The 17,802-nt window shown below is 63.2% G+C and carries 17 protein-coding genes; 13 read left to right on the plus strand and 4 right to left on the minus strand.

Annotation, left to right across the window (positions count from 1 at the left end; all coding sequences use genetic code 11):
* Positions 1-12 precede the first annotated feature (12 nt).
* Positions 13-516, minus strand: coding sequence for a GAK system XXXCH domain-containing protein (locus OO730_RS12275; RefSeq protein ID WP_264981755.1), 504 nt, complete (start codon positions 514-516; stop codon positions 13-15).
* Positions 517-708: 192 nt separating this feature from the next.
* Here OO730_RS12275 and OO730_RS12280 point away from each other — a divergent pair, with 192 nt between their 5' ends.
* Together OO730_RS12280 and OO730_RS12285 are read left to right on the plus strand one after the other, a co-directional pair.
* Entirely contained in the window at positions 709-3,378 is a 2,670-nt protein-coding gene (locus OO730_RS12280; protein ID WP_264981756.1) for a PAS domain-containing hybrid sensor histidine kinase/response regulator, read from the plus strand.
* A gap of 288 nt (positions 3,379-3,666) precedes the next feature.
* Entirely contained in the window at positions 3,667-4,671 is a 1,005-nt protein-coding gene (locus OO730_RS12285) for a fatty acid desaturase (RefSeq protein WP_264981757.1), read from the plus strand.
* A gap of 39 nt (positions 4,672-4,710) precedes the next feature.
* Here the strand turns inward: OO730_RS12285 and OO730_RS12290 are convergent, their stop codons facing one another.
* Positions 4,711-5,715, minus strand: coding sequence for a Gfo/Idh/MocA family protein (locus OO730_RS12290; protein WP_264981758.1), 1,005 nt, complete (start codon positions 5,713-5,715; stop codon positions 4,711-4,713).
* Between the two features lie 115 nt (positions 5,716-5,830).
* On the opposite strand from OO730_RS12290, the gene ppnP reads away from it, so the two are divergent.
* The 11 genes from ppnP (at position 5,831) to OO730_RS12345 (ending at position 16,522) form a co-directional block, all read left to right on the plus strand.
* A complete protein-coding gene (ppnP, locus tag OO730_RS12295) occupies positions 5,831-6,145 on the plus strand; it encodes a pyrimidine/purine nucleoside phosphorylase (protein ID WP_264981759.1) in 315 nt (104 codons plus the stop codon).
* 10 nt (positions 6,146-6,155) lie between these two features.
* Entirely contained in the window at positions 6,156-6,569 is a 414-nt protein-coding gene (locus OO730_RS12300; protein ID WP_264981760.1) for a hypothetical protein, read from the plus strand.
* A 67-nt stretch (positions 6,570-6,636) separates the two neighbouring features.
* Positions 6,637-7,398, plus strand: a complete 762-nt coding sequence (locus OO730_RS12305; protein ID WP_264981761.1) for a substrate-binding periplasmic protein — start codon at positions 6,637-6,639, stop codon at positions 7,396-7,398.
* A gap of 175 nt (positions 7,399-7,573) precedes the next feature.
* Complete coding sequence (locus OO730_RS12310; protein ID WP_264981762.1) at positions 7,574-8,617, plus strand: UDP-glucose--hexose-1-phosphate uridylyltransferase; 1,044 nt, start codon at positions 7,574-7,576, stop codon at positions 8,615-8,617.
* A complete protein-coding gene (locus OO730_RS12315) occupies positions 8,617-9,912 on the plus strand; it encodes a galactokinase (RefSeq protein ID WP_264981763.1) in 1,296 nt (431 codons plus the stop codon). The genes OO730_RS12310 and OO730_RS12315 overlap by 1 nt, the downstream gene beginning before the upstream one ends.
* A complete protein-coding gene (locus tag OO730_RS12320) occupies positions 9,909-10,931 on the plus strand; it encodes a LacI family DNA-binding transcriptional regulator (protein WP_264981764.1) in 1,023 nt (340 codons plus the stop codon). The genes OO730_RS12315 and OO730_RS12320 overlap by 4 nt, the downstream gene beginning before the upstream one ends.
* Complete coding sequence (locus tag OO730_RS12325; protein WP_264981765.1) at positions 10,928-11,977, plus strand: aldose epimerase family protein; 1,050 nt, start codon at positions 10,928-10,930, stop codon at positions 11,975-11,977. The genes OO730_RS12320 and OO730_RS12325 overlap by 4 nt, the downstream gene beginning before the upstream one ends.
* Before the next feature lie 36 nt (positions 11,978-12,013).
* On the plus strand, positions 12,014-13,111 hold the full coding sequence (locus tag OO730_RS12330) for an ABC transporter ATP-binding protein (protein ID WP_264981767.1): 1,098 nt from the start codon (positions 12,014-12,016) through the stop codon (positions 13,109-13,111).
* A gap of 76 nt (positions 13,112-13,187) precedes the next feature.
* Complete coding sequence (locus OO730_RS12335; protein ID WP_264981768.1) at positions 13,188-14,501, plus strand: ABC transporter substrate-binding protein; 1,314 nt, start codon at positions 13,188-13,190, stop codon at positions 14,499-14,501.
* Between the two features lie 76 nt (positions 14,502-14,577).
* Positions 14,578-15,693 carry a carbohydrate ABC transporter permease gene (locus OO730_RS12340; protein WP_264981769.1) on the plus strand — a complete coding sequence of 372 codons (1,116 nt, stop codon included), beginning with the start codon at positions 14,578-14,580 and terminating at the stop codon, positions 15,691-15,693.
* A gap of 1 nt (position 15,694) precedes the next feature.
* Positions 15,695-16,522 (plus strand): carbohydrate ABC transporter permease, encoded by an 828-nt coding sequence (locus OO730_RS12345; protein ID WP_264981770.1) that lies wholly within the window; start codon positions 15,695-15,697, stop codon positions 16,520-16,522.
* Between the two features lie 73 nt (positions 16,523-16,595).
* Here the strand turns inward: OO730_RS12345 and OO730_RS12350 are convergent, their stop codons facing one another.
* The gene (locus tag OO730_RS12350) at positions 16,596-16,724 is read right to left on the minus strand and encodes a hypothetical protein (protein ID WP_264981771.1); all 129 of its coding nucleotides are present in this window, start codon (positions 16,722-16,724) and stop codon (positions 16,596-16,598) included.
* Between the two features lie 181 nt (positions 16,725-16,905).
* On the minus strand, positions 16,906-17,634 hold the full coding sequence (locus tag OO730_RS12355; RefSeq protein ID WP_264981772.1) for a tetratricopeptide repeat protein: 729 nt from the start codon (positions 17,632-17,634) through the stop codon (positions 16,906-16,908).
* Positions 17,635-17,802 lie beyond the last annotated feature (168 nt).

Consider the following 17,802-nt stretch of genomic DNA (forward strand, 5'->3'; position numbering starts at 1 on the left):
GGTTTCCACAGATCATGCGTATTTGGCGTGGCAGCGGCCCTTCTCGTGGACCAGATTGTCGACGGCCTCGTGCATCCTGGCCACGTCGCCGGATTCGAAGGCCTCCTTGAACGCCGCGCAGCATCGGGAGTAGCTCTCGTAAAACTCGTCGCCATATCCCGGATAGGTGACCATGAGGCCGGAGTCGGCCAGGAAGGATTCCACGGCCTCGGCCGGTGGGGTCTGCCCGTCGTGGATCATGGACACCAGCATCCTGAAGCTGGACTTCATCCGTTTCTTGAGTGTCTCGTAGTCGGGCCGGGCTTCGGTCCCTTCGTATCCGGGCGTGCAGGTGGCCGGGGTCTCGACCCTGACCTTGAGGCGCAGGCGGCCGTACTCGTTGCGTACGCCGATCTTCATCTTGCTGAAGGCGTCGACGCATTCGAATTCGCCTGTGCCGCCGTTTTCCACGGCCTCGGCCAACTCCCTGAGAAAGGCGGCCAGCTCCGCCTGAGTAGTATATTTTTTGAATCGCATGCGTATCTCCATGTCTTATCGGTCGAAAGTGGATTGCCCGACCGGATCAGTCCAGTTTACCCGTTCCGGCACCGCTCGTCGAGATGCCGATCGGAAAAATGAAGTGAGGTTTTGCTTTTGCCGAAAAAATCAATCAGTATAACATGTAAATTCAACTCTCCGGTACAAGTCCGTCAATCGGGGTGAGCGATTATGAATATACGTGAGCTTCAGGAATTTTTCGATCAGTCCCAGGATATCGTTGCCCTGGTGGACAGGGATTTGCGCTATGAAGCAGCCAATCTTCAATATTGCCGTTACTGGGGCGAGCGGCGCGACCGGCTGCTTGCGACCGATCTGCCGACCGTGGTCGGCGGGTCCATGGACGCGGGTGTCCGCAGGTATCTGGCCCGGTGCCTGGAGGGCCACGATGTGGTGTTCGAGCGGTGGCAGGATTTCCCGGGGGCGGGGCTGCGGCACATGGACGTCAGGTACACGCCGCGCCGGGATGATTCCGGCGAGGTGACCGGGGTCTTTCTCATCGCCAGGGACACCACGGAGCGCATGAAGCTGCAGGCTGCAGTCCTGGCCGAGCGGGACAAGCTGGACCAGATACTGTCTGCGCTCAAGGTCGGGCTGATGCTTTTGGCCCGCGACCTGTCCATCGAGTGGGTCAACGACCATCTGCGCAGCATGTTCCCGGACCGGGAACCGATCGGCGCTTCCTGCTACCGGTTTCTGATGAACAGCTCCCGCCGGTGCCCGGGCTGCCCGGCCCTGGAAACCATGAGCTCGGGCGAAGTCTGCACCACGGAAACATATCTCGAGGACAGCGACCGGACCTTTGTCCTGACCACGGTGCCGCTGCCCGGCCCCGACGGCGAGGTGGACCGGGTTCTCTGCCACGTCATGGACGTGACCGGACAGCGCAAATCCATGCAGGCCCTCAGAAAGAGGGAGGCCGAGCTGAACAGCATCTTCCGGGCCACCCGGGTGGGCATCGGCGTGGTCAAGGATCGCGTCATCACCCAGGCCAACGATCATTTCTTCGACATGCTCGGCTATTCCAAGGAGGAACTGCTCGGAAGCGGGAGCCGGAAGGTATACGCCACGGAGGAGGCCTATCAAAAGGCCGGGCAGGAAGCCTACGGAGCCATGAGCGGCGACAAGACGGTGGCCTTGGAAACGCAGTGGCGGCGCAAGGACGGCACGGTTCTGGATGTTCTGGTCACCATCACCTTCCTGAACCCCGATAACCCGTTCGATGGGGCTACCTTCGTGGCCATGGACATCACGGACCGCAAGCGGGTCGAGGAGGCCATCCGGGAGAGCGAGCAGCGGTTCAGGAACATCTTCGAGGATGTGACCATGATCGCGGTGCAGGGATACGATCGGGACCGCCGCGTGGTCTACTGGAACCCGGCCAGCGAGGAGCTCTACGGCTATACGCGCGACGAGGCCATGGGAAAGCTGCTGGAGGAACTGATCATCCCCGAACCCATGCGCGACATGGTCAAGGCCATGCATCGGGAGTGGGTCAGGGGCGGTCCGCCCATCCCGCCCGGCGAACTGGAGCTGGTGCACAAGGACGGCAGCCCGGTCCCGGTGTACTCGTCCCACGTCATGCAGGACACTTCCCGGGGCGAAAAGTTCATGTATTGCGTGGACGTGGGCCTGGCCGAGATCAAGCGCATCCACAACCGGCTGGTCAGGGCCAAGGAAGAGGCCGAGGCGGCCAACAGGGCCAAGTCCGAGTTTCTGGCCAACATGAGCCACGAAATCCGCACCCCCCTCAACGGCATCAAGGGCATGCTCTCCCTGATGAAGATGACGCCGCTCGACGACGTCCAGGCGGAGTACGCGCAGGCCGGGATCGATTCCGCGACCCGGCTGAACCGGCTCCTGTCGGATATCCTCGACCTGTCCCGCGTGGAGGCGGGCAAGTTGACCCTGGAAATGGAGATGTTCAACCTGCCGACCCTTCTTCGCCAACTGGAAGGCCTCTTCCGCCCGCTGTTCGACGAGAAGGGGCTGACCCTTGCCTGCTCCGTGGCGTCCGACGTGCCGGAGTACGTCATCGGCGACAGCGCCCGGCTCCATCAGGTCCTCACCAACCTCGTGGGCAACGGGCTCAAATACACCGACAAGGGAGGTGTCAGGCTGGATGCTGTCCGGGTGGAGGCCCATCGTCCCGGCGTGCACCGCGTTCTTTTCAGCGTGTCCGACACCGGCATAGGCATCGAAGAGGATGTCCTGCAATCCCTGTTCGAGCCCTTCATCCAGGGCAGCCGGGGGTATACGCGGAAGTATCAGGGAGCGGGCCTGGGGCTCTCCATCTGCAGGCGGCTGGTGACGTTGATGGGCGGGACCCTGGCCGTGGAGAGCGAGCCGGGCAGGGGGAGCACCTTTTATGCGTCCATCCCGTTCGATCAGGACCTGGCCGCGGCGGATATCCGGGCGGAGGAGGCGAGCGACTCCGCCGGCGTGGCCGTGCAGCTCCGGGTGCTTCTTGCCGAGGACGACCGGGTGAATTCCATGGTCGGGCAGCGGATGCTGGAAAGGGCGGGGTGCTCGGTCGAGGCCGTGGGCAACGGCGCCCTTGCCCTGGACGCGTTGCGCCGGGAAAAATTCGCAGCGGTGTTCATGGACGTGCAGATGCCGGACATGGACGGCGTGGAGGCCACCCGGCACATCCGCGCAGGCCTGGCCGGCGAGGAGAACAGGGACATCCCCATCTTCGCCCTGACGGCCTATACCATGGCCGGGGACCGGGAACGGTTTCTGGAATGCGGCATGGACGGATACGTTCCCAAGCCGGTGGAGGGCGACGACATCCTGCGAGCCCTGCGCGTCGCAGTGAAGAAGCGGCGCAGCGGGCGGTGACGGCCGGTTTTTCCCGTCGCCCTGCTGCCGATCCGAACAAAATGCGCCCGAAGTGAATTCACGGGCCTGATCGCGCGAGTGCGCGTTCAGGCTGAAGAGAACAGGAATATCAGGCCTCTGGCGCGAATGCGCCGGGGGCCTGGTCCGTTGCGGGATCGTTTCCCCGGACCCGGCGCACCGAACAAACAGCGCCCCCCCCTCTTGATGCAGGTGTTCAATTTGTCTATGTTTGGTTTATGGACAGGGCTTCCCCCTGCTTCGTCAGGGGGGCAACTTGGGAGTATGGATATGAATGATACCGGCAAACTCTCGATACAGGCTTTGCGGACCTCGTTGAAACCGTTCGCAAAGCCGGAACTTGGCCCGGCCGTATGGCAGATCGCGAACACCTTCCTGCCCTATTTCGGACTTTGGGGACTGCTCATATATCTGTTGAAGAGCGCAGTGCCCTATTACCTGGTCTTTCCGCTGTTCATCCCGGCAGCCCTGCTGCTGGTACGCATCTTCATCATCTTTCACGATTGCGCGCACAGTTCATTCTTCGCCTCGCATCGGGCCAACACGATCCTGGGCTATGTCTCGGGCTTCTTGACGTTCACCCCGTTCGCCTACTGGCAGCGGACCCACCTCGTTCATCACGGCTCCTACGCCAATCTGGACAAACGGGGAGTGGGCGACCTGTGGACGCTGACGGTGAACGAGTACCGGGCGCTCTCTCCGGCCAAGCGCCTGGCCTATCGGCTCTACCGCAACCCGTTCGTGTTCCTGGGGGTCGGCCCGGGGTACTCGTTTCTGGTCACCCAGCGCTTCTCGCACAAGGGGGACGGGAAACGCGAACGCTTCAGCATCATGCTCACCAACGTGGCCATCGTGCTGCTGATCGCCCTGGCCGGTCTGACCATGGGCTTCAGGATCTACCTGATGATCCAGGTCCCGATCATGCTCATCGCCGGGGCGGTGGGCGTGTGGCTGTTCTACGTGCAGCACCAGTTCGAGGGGGTGTACTGGGCGCACCAGGACGACTGGGACCCCGTGAAGGCAGCCCTGGACGGCAGTTCCTATTACAAGCTCCCCAAGGTCCTGCAGTGGTTCACGGGCAACATCGGTCAGCATCACGTGCATCATGTGCTGCCGAGAATCCCGAATTACCGGCTCCAGGAGAGCTATGACGCCACCCCGGCGATGCAGACGGTCCCGCCGCTGACCCTGCTGAAAAGCATGGGATCGCTGAAGCTGAACCTGTGGGACGAGGAACGGCACAAGCTCGTCAGTTTCGCTTCACTGAGCGGATAGGCCGCCTCTCGGCGCTGTCCTTTTCTTTCCGCCCTGTCCCTAGCAGCGCACCCAGGTCCCGTCCTCGGCGCTCTTCATGAGCCGCTCGAGGGTCTGCATGTTGGCGTAGGCGTCGTTCAGGGTGACGGGCACGCGCGTGTCGTCGAGGATCGCCCTGGCGAACACGTCGGCCTGGATGGAGTACTGGTCGCAGATGTCGAAGGTGATGGTCCTGAGCTGTTCGTCCTCCGGGACGTTGTCCCGCTGCAGGATCAGGGCGCACGGCCTGTCCGGGGGCGCGTTGAAGGGGATCAGTATCTCGATGCGCCCGGTGGTGCCGAAGATGTTCACCCGCTGGTAGTCGGCCAGCTGGGTGGAGCAGGTGAACGAGGACACCCTGCCCTTGAAGTCGAGCATGCCGGAGAAGAGACGGTCCGTGCCGAATTCCGGGTCGCGCTCCATGAAGCCGATGCCCCGGCTGGGTTCGGCGTCGAAGATGAAGCGGGACAGGGAGATGTTGTAGCAGCCGATGTCCATCATGGCCCCGCCGCCGATGTCCGCCTTGTTGCGGATGTTGTCCGGGTCGGCGTTGTAATAGGAGAAGAAGGACTGGATGGTCTTGAGTTCTCCGATCTCCCCAACGTCCACCAGCCGCTTGGCCTCGACCCACTGCGGGTGATGCCGGTACATGAACGCCTCCATGATCTTGAGGTCGGGGTGCCTTCCCTCCGCGTTGATCAGCTCGTTGGCCTCGCTGGTGTTCAGGCCGATGGGCTTTTCGCAGAGCACGTGCTTTCCCGCCTCCAGCCCCTTGATGGCCCAGGCCACGTGCAGGTGGTTGGGCAGGGGAATGTACACGGCGTCGATGTCCGGGTCGGCCAAAAGCGCCTCGTAGGAATCATACGCCTTGGGGATGGACAGCGCGTCCGCCGCAGCCCGGGCGGATTCCATGGTCCGGGAGCTGATGGCGTCCACCCGGCACAGCTCGGAGTGCTGGATGGCGGGGACGACCTTGGTCCTGCCTATCTTGGCAGTGGACAGGATGCCGAAGCGTATCTTTTTCATGTGTTGTTCCCTCATAGGTTGACGGTGGCTGGTACGACTCAGTATATCTGTTATTCGCGCCCGCGCAAGTGGGAGACATCCTGTCTGCAAATAACGTCCAAGCGGAGAAAACGTCATGTCCGAATTCACCAATGTCACGGTCACCAAGGCCGCCAACGTCTATTTTGACGGCAAAGTCACCAGCCGGGCCGTCACTTTTGCGGACGGAAGCGTGAAGACGCTCGGCATCATGCTGCCCGGCGAGTACGAGTTCGGCACCGCCAAGCCCGAAGTAATGGAGATTCTGTCCGGGGAGTTGAGCGTGCTCCTGCCCGGTTCCGAAGAATGGGTTTCCTTTTCCGGCGGCCAGACCTTCGAGGTGAAGGGCGATTCGAAATTCAAGCTCAGGGTCGCGTCCGTCACCGACTACTGCTGTTCCTACGTGGACTAGGGGGCCGTTCATGAGCGATCAAGGCCGGAGAATCGAGTTCGGCGACAAGGGCCCCTATCTTTTCCAGACGCTTGACGTGGATCCGCAGGCCACGCTCCTGGATGAGCACGACGTCTGCCTCTTCCAATTCGACCGGCTCTACCTGCCGGTGGCCGTCCCCGCGTGCAACCCCCTGGCGGACGCGTTGTCCAACCTGTCCACGGCGGACATGGGCCCGGAGCGGGAGGGCATGATCCCCCTGGATTTCGACCTGTCCGAGACCACGGAACTGCCGCTGGTGACCGCAGCCGCAGGGGAAAGCTTTCAGCACGGCGAGACCGTGTTCATGGACGTGTTCTTCGGCGAAACCTCGGCCCGGCTGTGTTTTTCCGTGCCCACGGCGGCAGTGGTGGGCCAGGTCCTGTCCCAGGTGCCGAGCGGCTAGAATGTTCATAGGGTAATGCATTGTCGGGACGGAGGTCGGTCCGACCGTTCGCACGGAGGTGAAAAGGGTGTCGAAAATCAACATGGGCTTCCTGTTCGGACTGCTTCTGTTGATCACGCTCCCGGTCGTCCCGGCCCGGGCAGGGGATTCCGTTCTCCTGACGAGCGGGGAATGGCCTCCCTTTTTTTCCGAGTCCCTGCCCGGCGGGGGGATGGGCAATCGGGTCGTGGCCGAGAGTTTCAAGCTGGTCGGCCTGTCCGTTGAATTCCTATACCAGCCCTGGATTCGCGCCATGCAGACGGCCCGCTACGGCCCGGCCATCGGGTCCTCGGGATGGCTCAGGACGCCGGAACGGGAGCAGTTCTTCCTGTTCAGCGACCCGATCTTCACCTCAAGGCGGGTCTTCTTTCACCGCCGCGACCACGCGTTCGACTGGCAGACGCTGGCCGACATCAAGGACATGCGCGTGGCCGTGACGCTGGGCAGCGCCGACGAATTCCCCTTTGACGACATACTGTCCTCGGGCGGAGGCAAGGTGGACATCGCCCAGTCCTACGCCTCGGGCATGCGCAAGCTGGCGGCCGGGCGGGTGGACATCTACGCCTGCAATCTGGACGTGGGCCTGCACGTGCTCAAACACCAGCTCCGCACCGGTGAGGCGGCGCTGATCACCTACCATCCCCGTTCCATCTTCGAGGAGACGAATCACCTGATCATTTCCCGGCGGCTGCGCGACGCCGAGGCCGTAATGGCCCGGTTCAACGCGGGATTGCGCCGGTTGAAGGAGAGCGGGCGGTACGGCGTCGTACTGGGCGGCGAAGGGAACTGAATACCGGTTCATTGAACGGCTTTTTCCGCGTCCCCTCATTGACAGGGTGACCTGAATGTGCTTTTTTTGTGCCGTTACGCAAACGTTTGCGGTAACGTTTGCGGCAACGGCCTGAAAGGGCGTGGCTGGGTGTGTTTTGCACAGTGCATCGGGAGATTCCGTGGACGGGGAAGCCATGAATTTCGACGACCATCCGTACAGGCGGCTGAACCAACTGACCGGCGAGTGGGTGCTGGTCTCCCCGCACAGAACCAAGCGGCCCTGGCAGGGACAGGAGGAGGCGCCGGACACGGCGACCCTGCCCCCCCATGACGCCCGATGCTATCTGTGCCCCGGCAACGTGCGCGCGGGCGGCGCGGTCAACCCCGACTACACCGACACCTTTGTCTTCACCAACGATTTCGCGGCCCTGTTGCCGGATACGCCCGCCGGGCCCATCGAGACCGGCGAGGACCTGCTGGTGGCCGAGCCGGAATCGGGCATCTGCCGGGTCATCTGCTATTCCCCGCGCCACGACCTGACCATGGCCCGCCTGGGCGTGGACCGGGCGGCCGCAGTGGTGGCCCTGTGGTGCGACGAGTTCGCCTCCCTCGGCGGGCGCGAGGACATCGGCTACGTCCAGATTTTCGAGAACCGGGGAGCCGTCATGGGCTGTTCCAATCCCCACCCTCACGGCCAGATATGGGCGACAAGGTCCGTGCCCATGTACCCCGCCGCCGAGGACCGTCGCCAGGCCGGTCACCTGCGGGAAAAGGGCGGCTGCCTGCTGTGCGGCTACCTCGACGTCGAGCTGCGGCTCGGCGAGCGCGTCCTGTTCGAGAACGACACCTTCGTCGCCCTGGTGCCCTACTGGGCGCTGTGGCCCTTCGAGGCCATGATCCTGCCCAAGGTCCACATGGGGACCATCCTCGACATGACGGACGCCCAGCAGCGTGACCTGGCCGACGCCATGGTCCGCCTGAACGTTCGCTACGACAACATCTTCCAGACCTCGTTCCCCTATTCCATGGGCATTCACCAGGCCCCCACCGACGGCGGCGACCATCCCCACTGGCATTTCCATCTTCACTACTATCCGCCGCTGCTGCGCTCCCGGTCGGTCAAGAAATTCATGGTCGGCTACGAGATGATGGCCATGCCCCAGCGCGACCTGACGGCCGAGGCCGCCGCCGCCCGCATCCGCGAGCAGTCCGAGGTCCACTACATGGAGGGCCTGTGATGGATTCCGTGTCCGCCATCCTGCGCGCCGTGACGAGCGGGCAGCTGGACGCGACCCTGGCCGCGCTCTACGGCGGGGACCGGATTACGGCCCAGCAGGAGCGGTATCGTTCCCTGCTCGCGCGCATGGAGGAGTGGGGCGGCGACCGCGACTGCCTGCTGGTGACCACGCCGGGCCGCACCGAACTGGGCGGCAACCACACCGACCACAACCACGGCGTGGTCCTGGCCGCCGGCGTGGATTTCGACATCCTGGCCGCAGCCGCGCCTACCGGCTCCGGGGTCATCCGGGTCCGTTCGCGCGGTTTTTCCGAGATCGTGGAGGTGGCCGTGGGCGATCTCGAATACCGGGCGGAAGAGGAGAACACCACCACCGCCCTGGTGCGCGGCGTGGCCGCCGGGTTCAAGGCCCGCGGCTGGGACGTGGGCGGCTTCGACGCCTGGGTGGACGGCGAGGTGCCGCTGGGTGTCGGGCTTTCCTCCTCGGCGGCCTTCGAGGTCTGCATGGGCCAGGTCCTGAACCGGCTGTACAACGACGGGCGGCGCACGCCCGTGGAACTGGCCGTTGTCGGGCGCGAGGCGGAGAACACCTATTTCGGCAAGCCGTGCGGGCTCATGGATCAGCTCGCCTGCGCGGCCCAGGGCATCCTGTCCATCGACTTCGGCAGCCCGGACGCGCCCCTGGTCACGCCCGTGGACTTCGACTTCGCGGCCACCGGGTATCAGCTCGTGGTGGTGGATACCGGCGGCAGCCACGCCGACCTGACCCCGGAATACGCGGCCATCCCGGCGGAGATGGAGAAGGCGGCCCGGGTGCTCGGCCAGGACAAGGCGCGCGGCCTGACCATGGGCCAGGTCCTGGACAACGCCGCCCGCATCCGGCGTGAGGCCGGGGACCGGCCGCTTCTGCGGCTCATTCACTTCATCGAGGAATCGGACCGCGCCCTGGCCCAGGCCGAGGCCCTCAGGCGCGGCGACATGGCCGGTTATCTCGACCTGGTGCGGCAGTCCGGCGATTCCTGTTGGCGGCTCAACCAGAACTGCATCTCCACCAAGGATTACCTGGACCAGCCCATACCGGTGGCCCTGGTCCTGACCCGGCGGTTCCTGAAGGACGATGGGGCATGGCGCATCCAGGGCGGCGGCTTTGCCGGGACCATCCAGGCCTATGTGCCGGTGGACCGGGTGGCGGGGTACGCGGGGTTCATGGAGACCGTGTTCGGCTCCGGTTCCGTGCTGCCGCTTCGCATCCGCAAGCCCGGCATCGACGTCATCCGCCCGGGAGGGGGGGCATGAGCCCGCTGACCATCAAGGACCTGGCCCGCAAGCTCGGGGTTTCGCCGTCCACGGTATCCCGCGCCCTGCGCGACCACCCGGACATCAGCCCGGCCACCAAACGGCGCGTGGCCGAGGCCGCCGAAAAGTATCACTACCAGCCCAACCAGCTCGCCCAGTCCCTGCAGAAGAAGCGCAGCTCCACCATCGGCGTCATCGTGCCGGAGATCCGCCACGACTTCTTTTCCACCGTGATCAGCGGCATCGAGGAGATCGCCTACGAGCACGGCTTCACCATCATGGTCTGCCAGTCGGGCGAGACCCTGGACCGCGAGATTCTCAACACCCAGGCCATGCTCGCCAATCGGGTGGCCGGGCTGCTCATCGCCATCTCGTCCGAGACCACCCGTTTCGAGCACCTGTCCACGGCCATCCGGCACGGCGTGCCCCTGGTCCAGTTCGACCGGGTGGTGGAGGAGCTGCCCACGAGCAAGGTGGTGGTGGACGATTACGCCGCCGCCTACGGGGCGGTGACCCATCTGGCCGAGGCCGGTTACCGGCGCATAGGGCACATGGCCGGGCAGGAGGGCATCGCCCTGAACCGGGCCCGGTTCGAGGGATACCGCGACGCCCTGCGGGACAACGGCCTCGAACTGGAGGAGAAGTTTCATCTCAACGGCGGCTACAGAGAGGAGGACGGTCGTCGGGGTGCCGACCGCTATCTGGCCCTGGACGAACTGCCAGAGGCCATCCTGGCCATCAACGACCCCGTGGCCGTGGGGTTGTTCGCGCGGTTCAAGGAGGCAGGAGTGCGCATTCCGGACGACGTGGCCCTGGTGGGCTTTTCCGACACGCCCGCCGCAGCCCTCATCGAGCCGCCCCTGACCACGGTCTTCCAGCCCGCCCTGGAGATGGGCCGCACCGCCGTGTCCCTGCTTCTCAAGCAGTTCGAGGCGGGGGAGGATTTCATGCCCGAGACCGTGACCCTGCCCACCGAGCTGCTGGTGCGGGGATCAAGCGGACCGAGGAGGCAGTCATGACCATCCGCCGCGAAGCATGGGGCGAGGCCGGAGGCAGGCCCGTGCACCTGTACACCCTTGCCGCCAACGGCCTGGAGGTCTCCGTGGCCACCTATGGCGGCGTGATCGTCCGGATGATGGTCCCGGACGGCGTCGGCAACACTGCCAACGTCACTCTGGGCTATGATTCGGTGGACGGGTACATCAATGATTCCTGTTATTTCGGGTGCATAGTTGGCCGCGTTGCCAACCGCATCGGCCATGCCCGGTTCACCCTGGACGGCGCGGAACACGCCCTTGACCGGAATCACGGCGACCACCAACTGCACGGCGGGGCCAGGGGGTTCCATGCCCGGGTCTGGAACGCACAGGCGGAGGAGACCCCGGACGGGCCGCGACTGCGGTTGACGCGCACCAGCCCGGACGGTGAGCAGGGCTATCCCGGCACCGTCGAGGCGCGGGTGGACTACACGTTGCTGCGAGACGGGCTGCGGCTCGACTTTGTGGCCGAAACGGACAAGCCCACCCCGGTCAACATGACCAACCACAGTTATTTCAATCTTTCGGGCCGGGCCGGGTCGAGTTGTCTCGATCACAGGCTGTCCATCCCCGCCGGGCGCATCCTCGAGACCGACACCGCCCTGATCCCCACGGGCGGGCTGGCCGGGGTGGCGGGCACCCCCTTTGATTTCCGGTCCGGCGAGGCTGTGGGCGCGCGGATCATGGAAGAGAGCGCCCCCCTGTCCGTGGGCCGGGGGTATGACCATTATTTCGTGCTGGACGACGGCTCCGATCGGTTGAAGACCGCAGCCACGGTATACGACCCGGCGTCCGGGCGGACCATGGAGGTTTGGACCACCCATCCGGGTGTCCAGTTCTATTCGGGGAACCATATCCCCGAGGGGCTGCCGGGCCGCGACGGTGCGCGGTACGCACCCCGGTGCGGGTTCTGCCTGGAGGCACACGGCTACGTGGACGCGCCCAACCATCCCGGATTCCCGTCCGTGACGCTTTTGCCCGGCGAAACAATGCATCACACAATAATATACAAGTTCTCTGCGAAGTAGCGTATACTTCCAGCAAATCAGGAGAGACGGTCAGATATGGCAACTGTTGAATTGAAGAAAGTGGTCAAACGGTTCGGCGACGTGGAGGTCGTCCACGGGATCGATCTCGAGATCAGGGACAACGAGTTCATCGTCCTGGTCGGTCCGTCCGGTTGCGGCAAATCCACCGTCCTGCGCATGATCGCCGGGCTGGAGCCCATCAGCGCGGGCGAGGTCCTCATCGACGGAGAGGTGGTCAACCAGGTCTCGCCCAAGGACCGCAACGTGGCCATGGTTTTCCAGAACTATGCCCTGTACCCGCATATGTCGGTGCACGACAACATGGCCTTTTCCTTGAAGATGCGCGGCTTCGACAGGAGCGACATCGAGGAAAAGGTGCGCGAGGCCGCCCATATCCTGGAGCTGGAGCCCTACCTGGGCCGCAAGCCGTCCGAACTGTCCGGCGGCCAGCGTCAGCGCGTGGCCATGGGCCGGGCCATTGTCCGCAAGGCGGACGTTTTTCTCTTCGACGAGCCGCTGTCCAACCTGGACGCCCAGCTCCGCACCCAGATGCGCATGGAGCTGCGGAAGATGCACATGCGGCTGGCCACGACCACCATCTACGTCACCCACGACCAGACCGAGGCCATGACCCTGGCCGACCGCATCGTCATCCTGAAAGACGGCTACATCAAGCAGGTGGGCACGCCCATCGAGGTCTTCGAGGACCCGGACAACGTGTTCGTGGGCCGGTTCATCGGCAACCCGCCCATGAACATCCTCAAGGGCGTCTTCCGGGTGCAGGACGGCAAGCGGTGCGCCGTGGTCGGCAAGTCCTGCTTCCCCGTTGTGGACGGCAAGGCCGAGTCCCTGACCGACGGCGCGCCCGTGCTCGTGGGCATCCGGCCTGACGCCATCAAGATGGGCGACCGGGTGGAGAAACTGCCCGAGGAGTGGTTGTGCCGGGGCGAGGTCGTGCTGTCCGAGATACTTGGCGGCCAGTCCCACCTCGAGATCAGGGTGGACGGCGAGAACAAACTCATCGCCGAGGTGGAGGGCCGCGTGGTCGCCCATCCGGGCGAGGTGGTGCCCATCGGGTTCGAGTTCGACCGCATGATCCTGTTCGATCCGGAGACCACGAACGCAATTCGTTGATTTTGCGGGTCTGTACCCGCTTGTTTTAACAGTATATTGGTTAGCTACTTCGTTTCTAAAAGTTATGGAGGTATGTATGAAAAAAGTATTATTGGGTTTGACGATGTTGGCAGCGCTCATGCTGCTTCTGGTCGGTTGTGGCGAGGCGCCGGAGAAAAAGGAAGCGCCTGCTCCGGCTCCCAAGGCTGAAGCGCCTGCTCCGGAACCTGCCCCGGCCAAGGGCAATGACCTTGAGATCTTCTCCTGGTGGGCCGGCGACGAAGGTCCGGCCCTGGAAGCCCTGATTGAAATCTACAAGGAACAGAATCCCGGCGTGAACGTCATCAACGCCACGGTCACCGGCGGTTCCGGCGTCAACGCCCAGGCCGTCCTGAAGACCCGCATGCTGGGCGGCGAGCCGCCGGATTCCTTCCAGGTCCACGCTGGTCAGGAACTGATCGGCACCTGGGTCAAGGCCGACCGCATGGAAGACCTGACTCCCCTGTTCAAGGAAATGGGCTGGATGGAAGTCTTCCCCGAAGGGCTGATCAAGCTGATCGGCACCGAGGACGGCATCTGGTCCGTGCCGGTGAACATCCACCGCTCCAACGTGATGTGGTATGTGCCCGCCAACCTCGAGAAGTGGGGCGTCGAGGCTCCCAAGACCTGGGACGACTTCTTTGCCGCCGCCGACAAGCTCAAAGGCATGGGCGTGACGCCCCTGGCCCTGGCCCAGAACTGGACCGCCAACCACCTGTGGGAATCCGTTGCCCTGGCCGCCATGGGCGCCGACAACTGGGACGCCCTGTGGGCCGGCAAGCTTCCCTTTGACTCCGCCGAAGGCGTGAAGGCCTGGGAACTGTTCGGCAAGGTCCTGGCATACACCAATGCCGACGCCTCCTCCCTGTCCTGGCAGCAGGCGACCGACATGGTCATCGACGGTCGCGCCGCCTTCAACGTCATGGGCGATTGGGCCGCCGGCTACATGACCACCACCAAGAAGCTGGAGCCCGGCACCGGCTACGGCTGGGTGGCCTCTCCCGGCACCGGTGGCTCGTTCATGTTCCTGGCCGACTCCTTCGGTCTGCCCAAGGGCGCTCCCAACCGTGACGCCGCCGTGGCCTGGCTCAAAGTCCTCGGTTCCAAGGAAGGCTCGGATGCGTTCAACCCGCTCAAGGGTTCCATCTCGGCCCGCACCGACTCCGACCTGAACAAGTACAACGGTTACCTGCAGTCCGCCGCTGCCGATTTCGGCAAGGACCGCGTGGTCGGTTCCCTGGCCCACGGCGTGGCCGCAAACGACACCTTCAAGAACGGCTTCGCTTCCGTCATGGAGATGTTCATGAAGTCCAAGAACGCGGACGCCGCCGCCAAGGCGTGCGCCCAGCTTGCCGCGAAAGCGGGCATCTAGGCATCAACGGGGCGTTGTTTCGTGCCGGGGGCGTGTGCCCCCGGCACCGCCCCCATCGATTTTCGGGTAGGAAGGCATGCGGGAAGCATCACGAGACAGAATCAAGGCGTTCCTGACGCTGTTGCCGTCCATGATCCTCATAGGCATTTTCGTCTACGGGTTCATCGGCAACACCATCTGGACATCCATGACCGACTGGGGCGGCATGGGCGCGCTGGCGCTCGAGCCGGAGAAGAACTTCATCGGCCTGGACAACTACATCAACCTGTTCACCGGGTTCCTGGGCGGCGGTTTCCGCCAGGATCTGGTCAACGCGGTCTACTATTCCGTCATGCTGCTCGCGGGCGCGGTGGGGCTGGGCATGTTCATCGCCATCCTGCTGGACCAGAAGCCCAAGGGCGAGGACGTGTTGCGGACCATCTTCCTGTATCCCATGTCCCTGTCCTTCATCGTGTCCGGCACCATCTGGCGCTGGCTGCTCGCGCCCCGGGGCGGGGTCAACATCCTGCCCACCTACGCGGGCCTCGAGCCGATGACCTTCGACTGGCTGTCCAGCCAGTCCGCAATCCTGGTCTTCAACTGGCAGGACATCCTGCGCATCCTGCTCTACGCCGCATCCCTGGTCCTGATCCTCATCGGCCTGGCAAAGCTCAGGAAGGATACGCGCAAGGCGTTCAAGTGGCTCGTGCCGGGCATCGCCGCAGGCCTCTTCGTCTGGGTGTTCGGGGACCTTGTCCCCGACGCCTACATGATGGAGGAGGAGCACGGCTTCAACCTGGCCACCATAGGCATCATCATGGCCACCATCTGGCAGTACTCGGGCTACACCATGGCCCTGTACCTGGCCGGGTTCAACGGCATTTCCCAGGACCTTCGCGACGCTGCCATGCTCGACGGGGCGTCCACCACGGGGTACTACCGGCACGTCGCCATCCCCATGCTCAAGCCCATCACCATTTCGGCGGTCATCATCCTGTCGCACATCTCGTTGAAGATGTTCGACCTGATCTTCGCCATGACCGGCCCGGACAACGGCCAAACCGGACATCCCGCCCTGAACATGTACCTGACCACGTTCCGCGGAAACGAATTCGCCACCGGCGCGGCCATCGCCATCGTGCTGTTCCTGATCGCGGCCACCTTCATCGTGCCGTATCTGATCAGCCAGTACCGCGAAAGGGGGAGGCGCTGAGATGAAAACCCGCACCATCACCCCCGGCACCATCCTGCTCTACGGCACGTTGACCGTGCTGGCGCTCTTCTTCCTCATGCCCGCCTACATGGCCGTCGTGACCGCCCTGAAGCTGCCCCAGGACATCTCCCTGCCCACGTCGTGGGAACTGCCGCCCGTTTTCAACTGGGCGAGCTTTTCCGAGGCCATCGAGCTGCTGAAACCCAACTTCATCAATTCCATCATCCTGACCATAACGGCCACCATCGGGTCCACCGTGCTCGGTTCACTGAACGGCTATGTCTTTTCCAAGTGGAAGTTCGCCGGTTCGGAGGTCGTGTTCACCCTGTTCCTGTTCGGCATGTTCATCCCGTACCAGGTCATCCTGATCCCGCTCTTCCAGACCCTGCGGGCCATGAACCTGTACGGCGGGCTGCCCGGCCTGATCCTGGCCCACATCGTCTACGGGCTGCCCATCACCTCGCTCATCTTCCGCAACTTCTACGCCCAGATTCCCACGGCGCTCATCGAGTCCGCACGGCTGGACGGCGCGGGCTTCTTCTCCATCTACCTGCGCATCGTGTTCCCCCTCTCCATCCCCGGATTCGTGGTCACCTCGCTCTGGCAGTTCACCCAGATATGGAACGAATTCCTGTGGGGCATCTGCCTGACCCGGCACGCGGACAATCCCATCACCGTGGGGCTGGCCCAACTGGCAGGCGGACAGGCGGTCTCCTGGAACCTGCCCATGGCCGGCTCCATCATGGCCGCCGTACCGGTGCTGGCCATCTACATCTTCCTCGGCCGCTACTTCATCCGCGGCCTGCTGGCGGGGTCGGTGAAGGAGTAGGCGAACCCCAAGGCACAACAGAAAAGGCCCGGACAGATTGTCCGGGCCTTTATTCCTTGCAAATGCGTTGTGGTTACCTGTTGTCTTCGTTTGACTTGCCTTCACTCTTTTCGTCCTTGCTCTCCGACAGGTTCTCATCCCACAAGCCGCAGCTGTGGTCGATGCAGGAGAGGCACGGTCCGGGGTAATCCATGTTGGGCATAGTCGCCTCCCGGGTTTGTGTATCGAATGTCCGGGCCGCTGGCGGGGCTCCGGTTCTGCTAACCAATGAATGAATACACATATATTATGCACTGAAAATGGATTGGCAAGGGAAGAAGGGAAAAAAAGAGTCACATGATTTATGGAAGGGGCAGGGAGTGAAGGCCGGGCGTGGGCGACGGCTAGGCGTGTTTCTGGCAGTAATTGAGGAACTTCTGGGCTTCCACGAATTCCGGGTTGATGGACAGGGCGCGTTCCAGGTTGGAGATGGTCTGGTCGTTGAGTCCCTTTTCGAAGTAGACCCGGGCCAGGTTGAAGTAGACGTTCTCGTCGGTGTTCACTATCTCCAGGGATTTCTCGTAGTAGCGGATGGACTCGTCATAGTGGCCGTTCTTGCGCAGCGAAATGCCGAACGTATTGAATTTCTGCCGGAACTGGTAGGTGAACGCCTCGTCGATGCCGAGCAGGGTGTCCAGTACCTTCTTCAGTTTTTCAAAGTCCTTTTTCTCTGAATAGACCTCGCCCAGACCGTAGTTGGCCTCGACGTTGAGGTCGTCGATCATGAGCGCCTTGATGAACTGCCGCTCGGCCTCGTCCAGGTCCCCGTCGGCAAAGGCGTCCTGCCCCATCTGTATCTTGCGGTTCAGGGTCTCCAGGGCCGGGACGGTGTGCCGCCGGTAAAAGGTCGGCTCTGGTGTGTATTGGCGGAGAAAGTCCATGTCCTTGAGAATGGAGCGCACGCCGGACGGAACGTGGTGGGCGTTGAGGGGCTGGATCTCGAAATCCTCGTCAGAGAGTTGGCGGGCGTACCAATAAGTGACGTTGTCATGTTTGCCGGTGGTGCCGCCGGTGCCGATATCAGCATCCAGTCGCAGGGAGTAAACGCCGAGTATTTCAGGGTATTCGCTCAATTTCAGTCTCTCCTCATGAGTCGATGGCCGAATAACGGCGCAACTTATGGAAATATATCGGACGTCAGGAAGGAAATCAATAATTCTTCGCATTTCATGAAACGGTATGACAGCAGAAAAGCCCCGTGAGGGGCTTTTCGTGTGGAGTATGGCGTTTCGAGCCGGTGC

Origin of the sequence: Pseudodesulfovibrio portus (assembly GCF_026000375.1) — a bacterium.
Lineage (GTDB): Bacteria > Desulfobacterota > Desulfovibrionia > Desulfovibrionales > Desulfovibrionaceae > Pseudodesulfovibrio > Pseudodesulfovibrio portus.